We start from the raw sequence: 17,847 nt of genomic DNA, 5'->3' as shown, positions 1-17,847 counted from the left end.
CACAGCAAAACCGGACAATTCAGGCGGGGTATCCGAAGATCGTCGAGGATGGAAGGTGAATAACAGGTTGCGCTCACATATTCAGCAGAGGGCGCTCACCTTGCACTTCACTTACCGAAAGTGGGACCATCCGAAGGTTCCCTGAAGCCCGAGGTAGGTCACTTGTGTCTGAGCGCATAGCCAAGCCCCGTACCACCGCAGTGATCCTGGCTGGTGGCACCGGTCAGCGCGTGGGTCTGTCGATTCCGAAGCAGCTGCTGAAGATCGCCGGCAAGGCGGTGATCGAGCACACGCTGACCACCTTCGAGAAGGCCGACTCCATCGACGACGTCATCGTGCTGATGGCGCCGGGCTATGTGCCGGACATCGAGAGAATCGTCGCCAAGGCGGGCTTCACCAAGGTGACGCACATCATCGAGGGCGGCTCCACACGGAACGAGACCACCGAGCGGGCCATCGCCACGCTCGGCGAGGGCCTGGCCGAGGGCGAGGACCGCAACGTCCTGTTCCACGACGCCGTCCGCCCCCTGCTGTCACGGCGCGTCATCGACGACTGCGTCGCGGCCCTGGACCGCTACCAGGCCGTCGACGTCGCCATTCCGTCGGCGGACACCATCATCGTGACCCGCACGCACGGCGAGGACGGCGAGTTCATCACGGAGATCCCGGACCGATCCCGGCTGCGCCGCGGCCAGACCCCGCAGGCCTTCAAGCTGTCCACCATCCGCCGGGCCTATGAGATCGCAGCCGGCGACCCCAATTTCCAGGCCACCGACGACTGCACCGTCGTGCTCAGGTACCTGCCGGACGTGCCGATCCACGTCGTCGCGGGCGACGAGTACAACATGAAGGTCACGCAGCCGGTCGACGTCTTCATCGCCGACAAGCTGTTCCAGCTCGCCTCCACCGCCGCGCCCGAGCAGATCGGCGAAGAGGCCTACCGCGAACTCCTCAGCGCCAAGACGGTCGTCGTCTTCGGCGGCTCGTACGGGATCGGAAAGGACATCGCCGCACTGGCCGAGTCCTACGGCGCCACGGTGTATGCGTTGGGCCGCTCCACCACCGGAACGCATGTGGAGAATCCGGAGGAGGTCGACGACGCGCTGTCCAGGGCGTACGCCGAGACCGGGCGCATCGACTACGTCGTCAACACCGCCGGCGTGCTGCGCATAGGCAAGCTCGCCGAGACCGACAACGCGACCATCGAGGAAGCGCTGAAGGTCAACTACCTGGCCCCGGTGCAGATCGCCCGGTCCGCCTACAAGTACCTGGCCGAGACCCAGGGGCAGTTGCTGCTCTACACCTCCAGCAGCTACACCCGCGGCCGCGCCGAGTACAGCCTGTACTCCTCGACCAAGGCGGCCATGGTCAACCTCACCCAGGCGCTGTCCGACGAATGGGCCGGCGACGGCGTCCGCGTCAACTGCATCAATCCGGAGCGCACCGCGACCCCGATGCGCACCAAGGCCTTCGGCCAGGAGCCCGCCGGCTCGCTGCTGTCCTCCGAGGCCGTGGCGCGGACCTCGCTCGACGTCCTCGTCTCCGAACTCACCGGCCATGTCATCGACGTGCGCCAGCAGGACCCGACGGCGGAGGCGGGCAGGGCATCCGGTTTCGAGGCGGCCCTGGCCGGCGTCCTGGACCGCCAGGACGACGTGGCATAATCCGTTTTTTCCTTGGTTCCCGGAATTCAGGCCTCTGTGATTGCGCGGCGAATGCGCGGACGCAGGGGCCTGAATCCATAAAATTTCAGATCGTCCGCAGCAACTTTCCCATTCCTTTTCAAATACCTACCGAAGATTTTCTCCGTACCACCACCGGCACTCCCCCTCCAAGAGCAGGTTCCCCCGTGATTTCCACTGCTATACGCGTTGCCCGGGTGGGCAGTGCGGCCGAGCTGGCCGCGGCGGCCCTCATGATGCTGGGCTTTCCCGTGCTGATGCTGGCCGCGCTCCTCCCGAGCGTCGGTGCCTTCGCGGCCGCGGCCGCAGTTACCTATCTGGCGGACCACTATCTGCACCGGCGCGGCAGCTATCTGATCAACCGCCTCGGCAAGGTGCGGGCCGGTCTGTCCATCCGGTTCCTGATCCGTCAGCTGCTGCTGATCCTGCTCCTGGCCCGGCTCTCGCTCTCCAGCGACCTGGTCTTCTACACGGCGGTCGGCTGCTTCCTCGCCTTCTACGGCTTCCAGGCCCCGCACGGTGCCCTGGTCACCCTGATCCACAATCGCCGCAGGATGCCGGTCGCCACTCGCAACGTCGACCTCGCCTCGCGGATCCGCATTCCGGACGCCCCGCCGCGCCTGCTGCTCGACCGCGCCGGCGAGAAGATGCTCCACCTCGACCTCGTCGCGGTTGTCGGCCTGCTGGTCACCGCGGTCACCGACAAGGCCGTCTACGGCCTCACGGGCGTCGCCGTCACCCTGGTGCTGGCCTTCCTCTACGTGGCCGCGCTCGCCCCCTACGTCCGCGGCCGGCGGATCCCGCCGAACGCGGCGACGGTGCTCAAGGCGGCCAGCGGCTGGCTGCGCGAGTACCGCCCGGAGACGGTGCTGTACTTCTCCGGCTCCAAGGACTCGGCGTACCAGGTGAACATGTGGCTGGAGACGATGGAGCGGCTGGAGAGCCGGCCGCTGATCATCCTCCGCGAGCACGTCATCCTGGAGAACCTGCTGCCCACCACGGTCCCGGTCATCTGCGTGCCCGGAGGGGTGCACCTGATGAACCTGGATCTGTCCACGGTGCGTGTCACGCTGTACGCGGCGAACGTCGGCAAGAACATCCACATGCTGCGCGTCCCGACCATGAAGCACGTCTTCATCGGCCACGGCGACAGCGACAAGATCGCCAGCGTCAACCCGTTCAGCAAGGTCTACGACGAGGTGTGGACGGCGGGCCGTGCGGGCCGTGACCGCTACGCCCTTGCCGACGTCGGCGTCCGCGACGACGACATCGTCGAGGTCGGCCGCCCGCAGCTCGCGCCCATCCAGCCCTGGCGGGGCGTGCCCGAGGGGCGCATCCCGACCGTCCTGTACGCGCCCACCTGGGAAGGCTGGGACGACAATCCGGGCAACACCTCGCTCCTGCTGGCGGGCGAGAACATCGTGAAGAAGTTGCTCGCCGCCGACCGGCCGGTCCGGGTCCTGTACAAGCCCCACCCCTTCACCGGCACCCGTAGCCCCAAGGCGGGTGCCGCGCACCGGCGGATCACCGCCCTGATCGAGAAGGCCGCCGCCGAGCGCGCCGCCGACCCGCGCTTCACGGCGGACGCCGCAGCGCAGGCCGAGGCCAAGGCCGAGCTGGCCCGCATCGAGGCCCGGCTCACGGAGCTGAGCGGGCCGGTCGGCGACAGCGGCGACGAAGCCGAGGCGACCCGTGACGGTCTGGTCGACGTGGCCAGACACGAGGAGGTCGCCCGGCTGCGCGCCGAATGGAACGACGCCTACTGGCGCTCGTTCGGCTCCTGGCAGCACCGCGTCATCACGGGCTCCGAGCCGCGCCTGTACGACTGCTTCAACGCCTCCGACGCGATGGTCTCCGACATCTCCAGCGTGGTCTCCGACTTCATCGCGAGCGGCAAGCCCTACGCCGTCACCGACTCCGCGGAGCTCGGCGCCGAGGAGTTCAAGCGGCAGAACACGGCGGTCCGGGCAGCCGTGATCCTGTCGAACTCGGCGCGCGAACTTGACGAGCTCCTGGCCGCCGTCCGGGATCCCGAGGCCGACACACTGACCGCCGAACGTCAGGAGCTCAAGCGTTATCTGCTGGGCCCGGACGAGCCGACCTCGATCGAGCAGTTCAACGCCGCCGTGAGCGACCTGGCGCAGAAGGCCGAGGCCCGCAACCACGGCCAGGAGTCCGGTGCCCGGGTGTCCGCCGCGGAGCCGGCGAGCGCGCTGCCGGGCCAGCGCGCCACGCCCGCCGACGAGACGACCGACGTGGTCAAGGGCTGATACGCCGTACGGCCCAAGGGCCCGGGTGCCGAGGAGAGACTCCTCGGCACCCGGGTTCTTTCCTTGCTCTTACCGTGGCGGCCTACTGTGGTTTGGTGTCCGTTCGTTATGTGACTTGTGTCACGAATCCGTGGAGTGGGGGCAACCCGCGCACGGCGTCGGATCTCTTATGGGTAAGTGCCGGAGACAAGCGGGGGATGTCCCGTGACAAGGGGGAACCGTGACCGCTGCGCAGCCTGATGTATCTGTGATCATCGGGGCGTACGAGGCGATGCCGTACCTGGTCGAGTGCCTGGAGTCTGTGCAGGCGCAGACGCTCGACCCGGCGCGGATCGAGGTCATCGCCGTCGACGACGGTTCGACGGACGGGACGGGTGACCAGCTGGAGGAGTTCGCCAAGCGCGCTCCCATGGCCGTCACGGTCATTCATCAGGAGAACTCCGGCGGTCCCAGCCGCCCGCGCAACGTAGGCCTGGAGAGGGCCCGCGGACGGTATGTGTTCTTCCTCGACGCGGACGACCGACTCGGGGCCGAGGCGCTGGAGCGCATGGTCGCCATGGCCGACGAGCAGGGGACCGATGTCGTGCTCGGCAAGGTCGTCGGCGTCAACCGCACCGCCCCCAAGTCGATGTGGGGCAAGACCCTGCCGCGGACCGACGTCTTCTCCTCGCAGATCAAGTTCACACTGAGCGCACAGAAGCTCTTCCGGCGCGAGCTGCTCACGCGGCACGGGATGCACTTCGACGAGTCGCTGAAGACCGGTGAGGACGCCCTGTTCACGATGGAGGCGTACCTCCGCGCGGACGGCGTCTCCGTGATCTCCGACTACGTCTGCTACTACCTGGTCGGCCGGGACGACGGCAAGCACGTCACCAAGAGCGGCAGCTACACCCTGCGCTTCGACTCGGCCCGCGCCCTCATGGAGCTCATCGCCGAGCACGTGCCCGCGGGCCCGCGCCGCGACTCCCTGATGGTCCGCCCCTTCCTGATCACCCTCCTCCCGCAGTTCGGGCCCGCCTTCCTCAGGGGCGACGAGGAGGTGCGCGCCCACAAGCTGGAGCTCGCCAAGCCGCTGATGGACGCGTACTGGCACGAGGGCATCGCCGGGCGGCTGAAGGTCAACGAGCGGCTGCGGCTGCACCTGGTGGCGCGGGGCCGCGAGGACCTGCTGGCCGACGTGCTGGCGTTCGTCAGCGCGAACAAGGCGCCCACGGTCTTCATGGAGCCGCGAACCGGCAAGGCCTACCTCGGCTACCCGCACTTCCGCGACGCCACCGCGGGCCTCCCGGACGACTGGTTCGTGCCGACGACCCGCGAGACGCTCACGATCGAGGCCTTCAAGCCGCTGACGACGGTCCACTTCAAGCGACTGCGGAAGGCGGCCCGGCGGGTGCTGAAAGTGCGACGGGCGGCCTGAGGGCCGCTGCCGGGGGCCCGCCCACAAGAGCGCGCCCCCGTCGACCGCACCGGAACGGCGACGCTGGGCCGCCTATTTGCCCCCGGACTGCAGCGCCTTGCGGAGCGGCCGCCCCACCGCCCGGCGCGCCCGGCGGTAGACCGAGGGCGGCGGCACCGCCGCAGCGGCCTTGGTGCTCGCGTTCGCCCGCGCCACGTCGCGCCTCAACTTCGCGTTGTCCTGGGACAGTTGGATGATGCGGCTCTGCAGCCAGCCGAACCGCGTGGAGAGCGAGGCGACATCGGAGTCGTTCCAGGGACGCAGGCCGGCCGGGAAGGACAGCGACCTCATGCGCTCGTCGAAGGCCGCGCCGCCGTCACCGTGCGTGAAGGTGTTCTCCAGGCCGTTCTTGTCCAGGAACGCCGTGAAACGCTCGAAGCGCTCCTGGTGTCCGCGGGTCAGCGCCGTGAAGTCGGCCTCCTCGTAGAGCCGGGCCGGGTCGAGGTCCTCGGGCAGGGCGTCGATTCTGCGGTGCGGGATGTCGAAGTACCGGCACAGCTCCAGCGTCCGCGAGTCCCCGCACAGCACGGTCGCGGGTGTGCCCGCCAGCAGCGCCGCGATGTTGCCGTGGATGCGGGAGCCGAAGGAGAAGTCGAAGCCGCGCAGGTCGTCGATCCAGGTGACGGGGTCGATGTAGACCCGGACCTTGTCCTCGCGGTACATCGGGTGGTCCGGGTGCGTCGGCATCGCGGTGACCCGACCGTTCGCGTCCGACAGGTCCCGCCAGTGCAACTGCCGGGCGTCGCTGAGGTTCTGGCCGACGAAGCGCAGATGCGGATAGCGTGCGTGGGTCCGGGTGATGATCCGGTCGAGCCCCTGCTTCTGCACCGCGCTGTGCGAGCCGTTGACGGCGATCCGGGACTCGGGCGTCAGGGCGGGCACCCGCTTGTCCACGGCGAGTTCCTTGCCGTACAGGAACATCGAGGGGCAGCCGATGACCTCGACGTCCGTGAACCCCATGTCCTTCAGATACTTCTCGGTGAACTCGCCCCGCACACCGATGGACGCGCTGCGGTCGAGCACCGCCGAGACGAACTCGCGGACGGTGGGCTCCATCGGCTTCAGCCGCGCCGGGTCGTAGCTGAGCCCGGTCTGCCCACCTACGCCCAGCACCACTACGGGGATCCGCAGCTTCCCGATGAGTCGCGTCAGACGCTGCAGCCCGGTCTCGAAGGAGGGCCGGAACGCGTTGGCGAGCGGTACGACGAAGGCGTCGTACTCCTCGTTGATCCGGGCCGCCGCGGCGGCATCGGCCCGAATTCCGTTCGAGACCACCTCGGTGTGCGGAGTCTCGAGGATCTTGTGGGCGGCGTCGCTGAAGATCAGATTGCCCGCGTTGGTGGCGATGACGTCGCGATGGAGGGCTTCCTCCACGGGGACGACGTCGTAGGGGCTCTTCCCCGACCGCAGAAGCACGCGCCGTGCGCGGTGGACGTTAGGTGGCACGACGTTCAAATTATGTTTGCATCATCTTTAATTTCTATAGGAGACCAGTGCAACCTTTTTGCCGTAAGCGCGGTGTGATCACATGGTCACACCATGCCCGTCCGCGTGCTGGACCGGTGCGCGGAACCCGTGCCCGTTCGCGTAGATTGCCGGGCGGGAGCCGGATCGACGCGCGAGGGGAAGCACAGCAGGTGGCAGGGGCAAGGCAGGCCGTGGCGCAGGCCCATCGGATCGTCGTCAAAGTGGGCTCCTCCTCGCTGACCACGGCGGCGGGCGGGCTCGACGCGGACCGTGTCGACGCCCTCGTCGACGTGCTCGCCAAGCACCGCAGCGGAGGCGAGAAGGAGATCGTCCTGGTCTCCTCGGGGGCCATCGCCGCCGGTCTCGCCCCCCTCGGTCTACGCCGCCGCCCCCGGGACCTGGCCCGGCAGCAGGCCGCGGCCAGTGTCGGCCAGGGTCTGCTGGTGGCCCGCTACGCCGCTTCCTGTGCCCGCCACGGCATCCGCGTCGGCCAGGTGCTGCTCACCTCCGACGACACCAGCCGCCGCGCCCATCACCGCAACGCCTCCCGCACCCTCGACAAGCTCCTGGCGATGGGCGCGCTTCCGGTCGTCAACGAGAACGACACGGTCGCCACGGACGAGATCCGCTTCGGGGACAACGACCGCCTCGCCGCGCTCGTCGCCCACCTCGTCCACGCCGACCTGCTGGTCCTGTTGTCGGACGTGGACGGCGTGTACGACGGGGACCCCAGCAGGCCGGGCACCTCACGCATAGCGGAGGTGCGGGGGCCGGAGGACCTCGCCCATGTGGAGATCGGCAGCGTCGGCAAGGCCGGCGTCGGCACCGGCGGCATGGTCACCAAGATCGAGGCGGCCCGGATCGCGGCGGCCGCCGGCATCCCCGTGGTGCTCACCTCCACCGTCCACGCCGCGGACGCCCTCTCGGGCCGGGGCACGGGCACGTACTTCCATCCCACCGGCAAGCGCTCCGCCGACCGGCTGCTGTGGCTGCAGCACGCCTCCACCCCGCAGGGCGCGCTCACGCTGGACGACGGGGCCGTGCGCGCGGTCGTCGAGCGCCGCAAGTCGCTGCTGCCCGCCGGCATCGCCGCGGTCGAGGGCGACTTCACCGCGGGCGACCCCGTCGAACTGCGCGACAGCGCGGGCGTGGCGGTGGCGCGCGGGCTCGTCAACTTCGACGCCAAGGAGATCCCCCGGCTGATCGGCCGCTCGACCCGGGAACTGGCGCGCGACCTGGGCCCCGCCTACGAACGCGAGGTCGTCCACCGGGACGACCTGGTCATCCTGCACCCGTAACGGGCCGAAAGGTCCGCTCCGTGCGGTCTTCCGGTGGGGGACGTTCCGTAAAACCGCCCCACGGAGCCCTGGGGCCTGCTCCACTTTGTCTGGGGACGTGTTTCGGGGACACGTTCCGCACGAGTACTGCGTTGAGGAGGCCGTCGTGAGACGAGTGCGCCCTGGGGCGGCGGCGTTCCGCGGTCGCGGCACCTCCGGTGCCCCTCGTGACGGCGGTTCTCCCCGTACGGCCGGGGAGGAGCGTGCACTGACCGGCGTCGCGGAAGGCGACGCGTACGAGGCACCCCGCGACGTCCCCCGGCTGTGGCATGTCACGCTCAGCGTCTCCGGCGACCGGGCCCCGCTGATGGAGGTGCGGCGCGCCCTGGAGCAGCTCGCCCACGACCATCCCTTCCTGCTGACCAGCCGCTATGCCGCCGATCACGCGGAGATCCGCTACTGGGAGGAGGCCCGCGACCTGCACGACGCCGCCGCGGTCGCGCTGCGTCTGTGGGGCGAGCACCGCCACACTGCGGGGCTTCCGCCCTGGGAGATCGTCGGCCTCGAGGTCATCGACCGCGAGACCTATCACCAGCGGGTGGCCGAGGGGTACGGGCCGCCGCCGGCGACGCCGGTCGGAGTTCATCCGTTTTGAGGGTGTCTCGGTGCGTGGAACAAGCCGTGGACGGTTCCGTCCGGAGCACTACCCTTCCCCCATGACCACGCTCTCGCCGCACGACTCGATGTCCCCGGTCGCCCAGGCCGCCTACCGTGCCAAGGTCGCCGCCGACGACCTCGCGCCGCTGCCGCGGGTCGAGAAGGACGACGCCCTGCTGGCCGTCGCGGACGCGCTGGAGGTCCGTGCGAGCGAGATCGTCGAGGCCAACGCCAAGGACATCGCCAGGGCCCGTGAGGCGGGCACCAGCGAGGCCATCATCGACCGGCTCACGCTCACGCCCGAGCGGATCCGGGCGATCGCCTCCGACGTCAGGGACGTCGCCGCCCTGCCCGACCCGGTCGGCGAGGTCGTCCGTGGCTCCACCCTCCCCAACGGCATCGACCTGCGCCAGGTCCGCGTCCCGCTCGGCGTCGTGGGGATCATCTACGAGGCCCGGCCCAATGTGACCGTCGACGCCGCCGCGTTGTGCCTGAAGTCCGGGAACGCGGTGCTGCTGCGCGGCTCGTCCTCCGCGCACGAGTCCAACACCGCCCTGGTCCGGGTCCTGCGCGACGCCGTGGGCGGCTCCGGTCTGCCCGCCGACGCCGTGCAGCTCGTGCCCGGCGAGAGCCGTGAGTCCGTCCGCGAGTTGATGCGCGCCCGCGGCCTGGTCGACGTGCTCATCCCGCGCGGCGGCGCCTCGCTGATCCGCACCGTGGTGGAGGAGTCCACGGTCCCGGTGATCGAGACCGGCACCGGCAACTGCCACGTCTACGTCGACGCCCAGGCCGACATCGACATGGCGATCGAGATCCTGATCAACTCCAAGGCCCAGCGGGTGAGCGTGTGCAATGCGGCCGAGACGCTGCTGGTGCACCAGGACATCGCCCCCGAGTTCCTGCCTCGGGCCCTGGAGGCCCTGGCCGAGGCCGGGGTCACCGTGCACGGCGACGAGCGCGTGATGGCCTACGCCAAGGGCTCGGGGGCCACGGTCGTGGAGGCCACGCCCGAGGACTGGGACACCGAGTACCTCTCGTACGACATCGCCGCCGCGGTCGTGGACTCCCTGGACAGGGCCGTACAGCACATCCGGCTGTGGAGCTCCGGTCACACCGAGGCAATCGTCACCACCTCGCAGCAGGCGGCGCGTCGTTTCACCCAATTGGTCGATTCGACCACGGTCGCCGTGAACGCCTCGACGCGCTTCACGGACGGCGGCCAGTTCGGCTTCGGCGCGGAGATCGGCATCTCCACCCAGAAGCTGCACGCCAGAGGCCCCATGGGTCTGCCCGAGCTGACGAGCACCAAGTACATCGTGACCGGTGACGGGCACATCCGTCGCTGAGCGGCCGCTCAGCGACCGCATGGTTGGTTGTCCCCGGCAACGGCTTGGAAACCGTCTGGCCGGGCGGATGAATTTCCTTACCGTCTGCCCAAATTGACCCCCCAGGTCTACTCTGGAGCCGTGCCGGAGGACGTGGGGGGCACGCCGTTCGGTGACGGCCGGGAGCCCGACGACGACCGCGACCGCGGAGGGACGGACGAAGAGTTCGCCTCCGTGGTCTTCGACGAGGCCTTCGTGCGGGCCGCCCAGGTCCACGAGCCGACGGCCGTCGAGAGACTCCTCGCCGCCGCCCAGGCCCGCGCGGATGCCCAGGAGGCCGAGGCGCGCCGGGCGCACGCCCGGGGCGCACGCAGCGACGACGAGCGTTACGAGGACGGGTTCGACCCCGACGACGGCGGAGAATTCGGTCCCGGCCGGGCTCTGGACGGCCTGGACGACACGGAGATCCTCGAGGACCGCTACGGCGCACCGGGCACCTACGGCAGGGGCGCCCGCTGGCACCGCCCCGTCGCCTGGCTGCTCGCCCTCGTGATGGGCATAGGCATGGTCGCACTGGCGTTCACGGCGGTGTACCGAGGCGCGTCCTCGGGCCGCCAGGAGCAGGTTCCTCCGCCGGCCACCACCGGTCTCGAACAGGGCCGGGAGGCGAGCGCGGGCACAGGACCCTCGGCGTCCGCGGACTACTCGCCACCGGCGTTCTCGGCGGTGCCCAGGACACCTTGAGGGCCCGAACGAGCATGTTCGACATCCGTTCGAAACCACGGTGAGAACCTGTCAGAACTTGTCGTGTACCAGGGCGTTTACCTGAGCTCCCAGAGACCTACTCTGAAGATATGGGCGGGCCTGGAGACCCACCGGAGGGGACACCCGAGGGCGCTCCCGGTGGTGGCGAGGACGAGTACCGATCCGTCGTGTTCGACGAGTCGTTCGTCAGGGCTGCCCGGCTTCAGGAGTACTCCGCGCGCGAGCGCATGGGCGACCATGCCCCGGCCGTGCGCCGGCGCCCGCCGGTGCGCCGGGGACTGACCCGGCAGGCGCTCATCCTCGTCCTGCTGATAGCCGTCGCCTTCGGTACCGCGATCTACATGGGCGTGCGCCATCCGTACCCGGCGCCCGAGACGCTGCCGGCCGAGCCGCTGCGCATGACGGTGATACCCCTCGCCCCGCGGTCCGCCGTACCCGGCTCCACCGACCCCGAGCTGCTGTACACACACAGCCCCGCCGCCCAGTTCCGCGTCGGCGGCAAGGGCATCGCCTTCCCCGCCACCCGGCGCACCGCGCACTTCTCCGACAGCCAGATCGTCGCCGCGCTGACCACCGCGAAGGACTACCTCGTCGAGTCCGCCCTGGATCCGGCCGTCCTCACCGGCGGCGCCGTGCGCTCGGTCCGCGTGCTGCTCGACCCCCAGCAGCTCGACCAGTTCGATCAGAGTTTCAGCCACCCGGCCGCCGACGGACGGCACGCTGCCACCGGCTGGCTGGTCCGCTTCGACCCGTCCCGGGTCCAGCTGGCCGACCGCAGCATTCGCGTCCAGGGCACGCTGCAGGCGACAGAGGCCGACTCCGACACGCTGGAGGTCACCTCCGACCACACCATGGTGTACGCGTTGAAGCCGACCGGCGCCGACGCCAAGGCCAAGGCGTCGCTGTTCACCGTGCGACGCGAGCTGACCTTCCGCTTCGACCGCGAGGACCTGCGGATGAACCAGGCCCAGCTGGTCGCCTCGTACGTCCAGGCCGGCCCGCTCGCCTGCGCCGACGACTCCGCGGACCATCTGCGTCCGCTGCTCGCGGGCCAGACGGCCAAGGCGGGCGGCCCGGCCGGCACCGACCCCTACGCCACGGGCAACGCCACGGCCTTGTGCGGCACCCTCGCGACGAGCGCCCAGCCGAAGGTCTAGTGCGGCGACCGGAAAGGTTCACCGGCTCGCGGCGCCCGGCACGGCACCTCGCGCCGCGTTGTCGCATCACCCGCCCAGGAGAGCCGTTCCCACGCGGTCCGGGAGCCGCCCTGCCCAGGAGAGCCGTTCCCATGGGGCGCCCTCGCAGCGGGGACGATCGCCGGGGCCGGGCCCGCCCCTGGCCCTGAGCCGGACCAGAGGCGGTGTCCGGGCCGCGTGCCGCCCGGCTGTGGGGGGCGCGGCTGGTGGTGAGCCTGCGGTCGCTCAGGCGCCGCCGTCGGGGCCCTCGTCGTCCCGTTGGGCGTCGCGCGGCTCGCGGCGCGTGTCCTCCTTGGGTGCGCCACCCGCGAAGCCGGAGAAGCCGCGCTTCACCCGGCCGCCGAGGTCGCCCGCCCCGCCCGCGATATCGCTGACCAGCTTCATCAGCGGGTCCTTGGACTCCTTCACCTCGTTGGCGTAGCTTGCCGCCGACTCCCGGAAGGAGTCCGACACCGAGGTGTCCTTGTCCTCGGTGCGTCGCGGATAGTGGCCGTCCATGATCCGTTGGTAGTCACGGGACGCCGCCCACTTCTTCAGTTCGGCCGCGCGGACCGCGGTGAAAGGATGGGTGCGCGGCAGCACGTTGAGGATCTTCAGCACCGAGTCACGCAGATCGCCCCCGGCCTCGTACTCCTCGGCCTGCTCCAGGAACGCGTCCACGTTCATCTCGTGCAGATGGTTCCCGCCCGCTATCTTCATCAGCCCTCGCATCGAGGACTGCAGGTCCTGCCCGACCAGCAGCCCGGCCCGGTCGGCCGACAGCTCCGACTTGCGGAACCACTCCCGCAGCGCGGTCACGATCGCCATGATCGCGATATTGCCCAGCGGGATCCAGGCGATGCGGATTGCCAGGTTGGTCAGGAACAGCAGGACGGTCCGGTAGACCGAGTGGCCGGACAGCGCGTGCCCGACCTCGTGCCCGACGACCGCCCGCATCTCCTCCTCGTCCAGGAGCTCCACCAGTCCGGTCGTCACGACGATGATGGGCTCGTCCAGACCGATGCACATCGCGTTCGGCTGCGGGTCCTGGGTGACGTACATCGGGGGGACCTTCTCCAGGTCCAGGATGTAACAGGCGTCCCGCAGCATGTCGTTGAGATGGGCGAACTGCGCGTCCGAGACCCGTACGGAGTCGGACAGGAACAGCAGCCGCAGGCTGCGCTCGGGCAGCAGACCGCTGAGCGCCTTGAAGACCGTGTCGAAGCCGCTGAGCTTGCGCAGGGCCACCAGGGCCGAACGGTCCGCGGGGTGTTCGTACGCCCGCGAGGAGATCCCCTGGAAGCGCCTGCGCCGCCTGCTCGGCACGTGCTCGTGCCCGTTCTGCTGGTGGCTTTCGTCGGACATGTGGTCCCCCATGTGTCTGATGATCACTGTGCGACGGGTCATCGGGTCCCGCCGGTGCGTGGACACGCGACGCCCGATGTGCCCCAGAAGCGGGATCCAGCCTAGGCGGAGATACCGTGGCAGGGCAGCACACCGTAAGGAGCGAACCATGGAGCACACTTCCGCCGCCTGGCTCACCGAAGTCGTCATGGCCGCCGGCCGGCAGGGCCCGGGCAACCTGCTCCGCGTCGTGCTGATCGTGATGGTCCTCGGCTGCGCCCTGACCGCCTGGTTGCTGTTGCGGGGATACAAGCGCAGGTGACCGCAGCGGCCGCGGCTCTCCGCACGAGCGCCACGGACCCAATGGTGGAGTCGGCGTGATCGGTGCGCAGGTCCCCGCTTACGATGAGTCGACGTCTTTATCCCGCCCACACCGGATAGGTTCTGCCGAAGATGAGCTTCCACAGCACCGCTGCCCAGTTGGTCACTCTCGCCGAGGGCGAAGGCGAACGCCACTCGAGCATCAGCCCGTTCATGACGGGCGGAGGCGCCCTCGTCATCCTCCTGCTGCTGCTGTGGATCACCACTCGCTTCAACCGCGACCGCTGAGTCCGGCGAAGTGCCTGGTCCCGGCCGTCCCGGAGGCCTGTGGGCCGACGCCCGGCGGCCGGGCCGGTAGTGTCTGCAGGCATGGGAGAGCAGCGCATGCCCACCGGTCCGGCGAAGGGCCCGGGACCCGGCCCCGGAAGCGGGCCGTCCAACCCGGGCAAACGCCGCCTCGGCGTCATGGGCGGAACGTTTGACCCGATTCACCACGGGCATCTGGTCGCGGCCAGTGAGGTGGCCGCGCAGTTCCATCTCGACGAGGTGGTGTTCGTACCGACCGGGCAGCCGTGGCAGAAGACCGACCGCAAGGTCGCCCCTGCCGAGGACCGCTATCTGATGACGGTCATCGCGACCGCGGAGAACCCCCAGTTCTCGGTCAGCCGCATCGACATCGACCGCGGTGGTCCCACCTACACCACGGACACCCTGCGCGACCTGAAGGCCCTCAATCCCGACACGGATCTGTTCTTCATCACCGGCGCCGACGCGCTGGGCCAGATCCTCACCTGGCGTTACACGGACGAGCTGTTCTCCCTCGCACACTTCATCGGCGTCACCCGCCCCGGTCACACGCTGGCCGACCCGGGTCTCCCGGAGGGCGGAGTCTCGCTGGTCGAGGTTCCCGCTCTGGCCATCTCCTCCACAGACTGTCGTGCGAGAGTCGCCATGGGCGAACCCGTCTGGTATCTGGTGCCGGACGGTGTGGTGCGCTACATCGACAAGCGGCAGCTGTACCGCGGCGAGTGAGCCGAGAGGGGCACCGGTGAACGACCGATACGACGGATACGCGGGGGGCGACCAGTACGAACTCGTCGGCTACGACGAGTTCGGGCAGCCTGTGTACCGGCAGGTGCCCGCGCAGCAGAACCCGCAGGGCTACGATCCCTACGGCACGCAGCAGCACCAGCAGCCCCAGGGCTACGGCTACGACCCGTACGCGACCGGCGCGCAGCGGCCCCACCACACCGGCCAGCAGCCGCCCGTCACCTCGTACGATCCCTACGCCCCCTACGGAACCCCCACCACCGGCGGCCACGACCCCTACGGCCAGGCGGCAACGAGCGGCCAGCAGCCGCGTGTTGCCGAGCAGACCGCCTACATCCCGCAGCAGGCGGGCCCCGCCGGGAACGGGCCGGGGCGCCCGGGGGACACGGTGGGCCGTGGCGCAGGCGACGCGGCCGGCCGCACGGACACCTTCGCGCAGAGGGAGCCGCGCGGCGACCGCGACTACCGCACCGAGCAGTTCGCCTTCGTCGAGGAGCCCGACGGCGACTCCGAAGACGTCATCGACTGGCTGCAGTTCACCGAGAACCGCACCGAGCGCCGCGAGGAGGCCAGGCGCCGGGCCCGCAGCCGGATCGTCGCCCTCGTCGTGGTCCTGGCCCTGGCGGCCGTCGGCGGTGTCGGCTACCTCTGGTACGCGGGCAAGCTGCCCGGTACCTCCTCCGGTGGTACCAAGTCCGGCACGGCGACACCTGTGGGCGCCCAGAACCGCGACGTGATCGTCGTCCATCTGCACAACACCAAGGGCGGCGGCACCTCCACCGCGCTGCTCGTCGACAACACCACCACCAAGCAGGGCGCCACCGTCCTGCTGCCCAACTCCCTTGCCCTGACCTCCGACGACGGCACCACGACCACCCTCGCCAAGTCGGTCGCCGACGACGGCTCCGCCGGCACCGGCGACGCCATCGACTCCGTCCTGGGCACCAAGGTCGAGGGCACCTGGCGCCTCGACACCCCCTACCTGAACAACCTCGTCGAGCTCGTGGGCAACATCGAGGTCACCACGAACGCCGACGTCCCCGACCCCGACGCCAAGAAGAAGGGCGGCGCCCCCCTGGTGCACAAGGGGGAGGAGCAGACCCTCAACGGCAAGATGGCCGTCGCGTACGCCACCTACCGCGCCCCCGGTGAGTCCCAGGACGCCCAGCTGGAGCGGTTCGGCCAGGTCATGGAGGGCGTGCTGCGCAAGATGTCCTCCGACCCGCAGGCCGCCACGGTCACCGTGCAGACGCTCGCCCAGATCCTCGACCCCTCGCTGTCCGACAAGGACCTCGGCAGCTTCCTCGCCAAGCTCGCCGACCAGGCCAAGCAGGGTGACTACAAGACCGCACTGCTGCCGGTCCAGTCCGATGGCACGGTCGGCGAGAAGGCCACCGACACCGTGGTGAAGAGCCTGCTCGGCGGCACCGTGAAGAGTCCCCAGGCCGGCGACGCCGTCCGGGTCGGGATCAAGAACGCCACCGGCGCCAAGTCCACCGCCGAGAAGGCCCGGGTCACGCTGGTCAACGGCGGCTACACCTTCATCGACGCCGGCAGCGGCACCGCGCAGAGCACGTCCCAGGTCGTCTACGCCGACGACGGCGACAAGGAGAACGCGATCGAGGTGGCCAAGACGCTGGGTCTGCCCACCGGCTCCGTGCGGAAGGGCAAGATCGCGAACAGCGCCGATGTCTCGGTCGTGCTCGGCCAGGACTACAAGACGTCGTCGTGACGTGGACCACACCCCGGGACACCGGGGTGTGGTTCGTTAATCGCATGGGGTGCCGTCCGCGGTCCGTGAGACCCTTGAGGTATCACTGACCGCCGACGGAAAGCCTCGTAGTGACCGCAACGGACCGCTCTCTCGAGCTCATCAACACCGCCGCGCAGGCGGCCGCCGACAAGCTCGCGCACGACATCATCGCCTACGACGTCAGCGACGTGCTGTCGATCACGGACGCCTTCCTGCTGGCGTCCGCGCCCAACGACCGCCAGGTCAAGTCGATCGTCGACGAGATCGAGGAGCGGCTGAACAAGGAACTCGATGCCAAGCCGGTGCGCCGCGAGGGCGACCGCGAGGCCCGCTGGGTGCTGCTGGACTACGTCGACATCGTGGTGCACGTCCAGCACAGCGAGGAGCGGGTCTTCTACGCGCTGGAGCGGCTCTGGAAGGACTGCCCCGAGCTGGCGCTGCCCGCCGACGCCAAGGCCACCCGCGGCAAGGCGGCGGAGCACGCCCGGCTGCAGGCCGCCGAGGACGCCGCCGAGATGAACGCCGAGCTCGGCGGGGAACTGCGGTGACGGTCTCCGGTGCCGACACGGCGAAGAGGGGCCGAGGACGCCGCCTCATCCTGTGGCGGCACGGCCAGACGTCCTGGAACGTGGAACGCCGCTTCCAGGGCTCCACGGACGTCGAGCTGACCGAGACCGGCGTGGGCCAGGCCCGCCGCTCGGCCCGGCTGCTCGCCTCCCTGAAGCCCGACGCGATCATCGCCTCCGACCTCAAGCGCGCCGCCGCCACGGCCGCCGAGCTGGCCGCGCTCACGGGCCTGGAGGTCGCCCTCGACGAGGCCCTGCGTGAGACGTACGCGGGTGTCTGGCAGGGGCTGACGCACCAGGAGATCATCGCCCGGCACGGCGAGGAGTACGCCGCCTGGAAGCGTGGTGAACCCGTCCGCCGCGGCGGGGGTGAACTGGAGACCGAGGTCGCCGAGCGTGCCGCCCCCGTGGTCCTGCGGCACGCGGAGAAGCTCCCCGAGGACGGCACCCTCGTGGTGGTCAGTCACGGCGGCACGATCCGCACCACCATCGGACGACTGCTCGGCCTCGAGTCCCGCCACTGGGAGAGCCTCGGTGGTCTCTCCAACTGCTGCTGGTCCGTCATCGGCGAAGGCGTGCGTGGCTGGCGCCTCCTGGAGCACAATGCGGGCACGCTTCCGGAACCGGTACTCGGCGACGACGACTGACACCTCCTCACCGGCGCCGGGACACGGATTTCACTTTCCGGCAGGTCGCAGGCTAAAGTTCTTCTTGTTCGCCTCGCCGAGCGGGAAGAACC

General features: G+C 69.8%; 16 protein-coding genes. 14 read left to right on the top strand and 2 right to left on the bottom strand.

The features are described from left to right. Positions 1–164: 164 nt before the first annotated feature. From VXC91_RS20240 to VXC91_RS20230, 3 genes are all read left to right on the top strand, one after another. Positions 165–1,664, top strand: a complete 1,500-nt coding sequence (locus VXC91_RS20240) for a bifunctional cytidylyltransferase/SDR family oxidoreductase (protein ID WP_329508697.1) — start codon at positions 165–167, stop codon at positions 1,662–1,664. 185 nt (positions 1,665–1,849) lie between these two features. Then, positions 1,850–3,952: a hypothetical protein gene (locus VXC91_RS20235; RefSeq protein ID WP_329508696.1), complete on the top strand. Its 2,103-nt coding sequence runs from the start codon at positions 1,850–1,852 to the stop codon at positions 3,950–3,952. Between the two features lie 220 nt (positions 3,953–4,172). After that, the gene (locus tag VXC91_RS20230; RefSeq protein ID WP_329508695.1) at positions 4,173–5,369 is read left to right on the top strand and encodes a glycosyltransferase family 2 protein; all 1,197 of its coding nucleotides are present in this window, start codon (positions 4,173–4,175) and stop codon (positions 5,367–5,369) included. Positions 5,370–5,441: 72 nt separating this feature from the next. On the opposite strand, the gene VXC91_RS20225 is transcribed toward VXC91_RS20230, so the two are convergent. Further along, the gene (locus VXC91_RS20225) at positions 5,442–6,854 is read right to left on the bottom strand and encodes a polysaccharide pyruvyl transferase family protein (RefSeq protein WP_329508694.1); all 1,413 of its coding nucleotides are present in this window, start codon (positions 6,852–6,854) and stop codon (positions 5,442–5,444) included. A 191-nt stretch (positions 6,855–7,045) separates the two neighbouring features. Here VXC91_RS20225 and proB point away from each other — a divergent pair, with 191 nt between their 5' ends. From proB to VXC91_RS20200, 5 genes are all read left to right on the top strand, one after another. Then, positions 7,046–8,173, top strand: a complete 1,128-nt coding sequence (proB, locus tag VXC91_RS20220) for a glutamate 5-kinase (protein ID WP_329508693.1) — start codon at positions 7,046–7,048, stop codon at positions 8,171–8,173. A gap of 145 nt (positions 8,174–8,318) precedes the next feature. Continuing rightward, positions 8,319–8,807, top strand: a complete 489-nt coding sequence (locus tag VXC91_RS20215) for a hypothetical protein (RefSeq protein WP_329508692.1) — start codon at positions 8,319–8,321, stop codon at positions 8,805–8,807. 61 nt (positions 8,808–8,868) lie between these two features. After that, a complete protein-coding gene (locus VXC91_RS20210) occupies positions 8,869–10,155 on the top strand; it encodes a glutamate-5-semialdehyde dehydrogenase (protein ID WP_329508691.1) in 1,287 nt (428 codons plus the stop codon). Positions 10,156–10,275: 120 nt separating this feature from the next. Then, the gene (locus VXC91_RS20205; protein ID WP_329508690.1) at positions 10,276–10,878 is read left to right on the top strand and encodes an SCO2584 family spore wall biosynthesis protein; all 603 of its coding nucleotides are present in this window, start codon (positions 10,276–10,278) and stop codon (positions 10,876–10,878) included. Positions 10,879–10,988: 110 nt separating this feature from the next. Further along, positions 10,989–12,056, top strand: a complete 1,068-nt coding sequence (locus tag VXC91_RS20200; RefSeq protein WP_329508689.1) for an SCO2583 family membrane protein — start codon at positions 10,989–10,991, stop codon at positions 12,054–12,056. A gap of 264 nt (positions 12,057–12,320) precedes the next feature. Here VXC91_RS20200 and VXC91_RS20195 read toward each other — a convergent pair whose 3' ends face one another. Continuing rightward, positions 12,321–13,439: a M48 family metallopeptidase gene (locus VXC91_RS20195; RefSeq protein WP_329508688.1), complete on the bottom strand. Its 1,119-nt coding sequence runs from the start codon at positions 13,437–13,439 to the stop codon at positions 12,321–12,323. A gap of 148 nt (positions 13,440–13,587) precedes the next feature. Between VXC91_RS20195 and VXC91_RS20190 the strand changes: the two genes are divergently transcribed. From VXC91_RS20190 to VXC91_RS20165, 6 genes are all read left to right on the top strand, one after another. Beyond that, positions 13,588–13,740, top strand: a complete 153-nt coding sequence (locus tag VXC91_RS20190) for a hypothetical protein (RefSeq protein ID WP_329508687.1) — start codon at positions 13,588–13,590, stop codon at positions 13,738–13,740. A gap of 131 nt (positions 13,741–13,871) precedes the next feature. After that, positions 13,872–14,027 carry a hypothetical protein gene (locus tag VXC91_RS20185; protein ID WP_329508686.1) on the top strand — a complete coding sequence of 52 codons (156 nt, stop codon included), beginning with the start codon at positions 13,872–13,874 and terminating at the stop codon, positions 14,025–14,027. A gap of 81 nt (positions 14,028–14,108) precedes the next feature. Next, entirely contained in the window at positions 14,109–14,771 is a 663-nt protein-coding gene (nadD, locus tag VXC91_RS20180; protein ID WP_329508685.1) for a nicotinate-nucleotide adenylyltransferase, read from the top strand. A gap of 16 nt (positions 14,772–14,787) precedes the next feature. Next, positions 14,788–16,521 carry an LCP family protein gene (locus VXC91_RS20175; protein WP_329508684.1) on the top strand — a complete coding sequence of 578 codons (1,734 nt, stop codon included), beginning with the start codon at positions 14,788–14,790 and terminating at the stop codon, positions 16,519–16,521. A gap of 110 nt (positions 16,522–16,631) precedes the next feature. Beyond that, positions 16,632–17,090 (top strand): ribosome silencing factor, encoded by a 459-nt coding sequence (rsfS, locus tag VXC91_RS20170; RefSeq protein ID WP_329508683.1) that lies wholly within the window; start codon positions 16,632–16,634, stop codon positions 17,088–17,090. After that, positions 17,087–17,755 carry a histidine phosphatase family protein gene (locus VXC91_RS20165; RefSeq protein ID WP_329508682.1) on the top strand — a complete coding sequence of 223 codons (669 nt, stop codon included), beginning with the start codon at positions 17,087–17,089 and terminating at the stop codon, positions 17,753–17,755. The genes rsfS and VXC91_RS20165 overlap by 4 nt, the downstream gene beginning before the upstream one ends. The last annotated feature ends 92 nt before the right edge of the window (positions 17,756–17,847 follow it).

Origin of the sequence: Streptomyces chiangmaiensis (assembly GCF_036281785.1) — a bacterium.
GTDB classification, from domain to species: Bacteria; Actinomycetota; Actinomycetes; order Streptomycetales; family Streptomycetaceae; genus Streptomyces; species Streptomyces chiangmaiensis.
This window is presented reverse-complemented; position numbering and strand designations above follow the sequence as displayed.

Excerpts from the sequence above, each read along its gene's own strand:
- VXC91_RS20210 (WP_329508691.1), top strand. The coding sequence starts at position 8,869 with ATGACCACGCTCTCGCCGCACGACTCGATGTCCCCGGTCGCCCAGGCC.
- VXC91_RS20200 (WP_329508689.1), top strand. The coding sequence starts at position 10,989 with ATGGGCGGGCCTGGAGACCCACCGGAGGGGACACCCGAGGGCGCTCCC.
- VXC91_RS20195 (WP_329508688.1), bottom strand. The coding sequence starts at position 13,439 with ATGTCCGACGAAAGCCACCAGCAGAACGGGCACGAGCACGTGCCGAGC.
- VXC91_RS20190 (WP_329508687.1), top strand. The coding sequence starts at position 13,588 with ATGGAGCACACTTCCGCCGCCTGGCTCACCGAAGTCGTCATGGCCGCC.
- VXC91_RS20185 (WP_329508686.1), top strand. The coding sequence starts at position 13,872 with ATGAGCTTCCACAGCACCGCTGCCCAGTTGGTCACTCTCGCCGAGGGC.
- nadD (WP_329508685.1), top strand. The coding sequence starts at position 14,109 with ATGGGAGAGCAGCGCATGCCCACCGGTCCGGCGAAGGGCCCGGGACCC.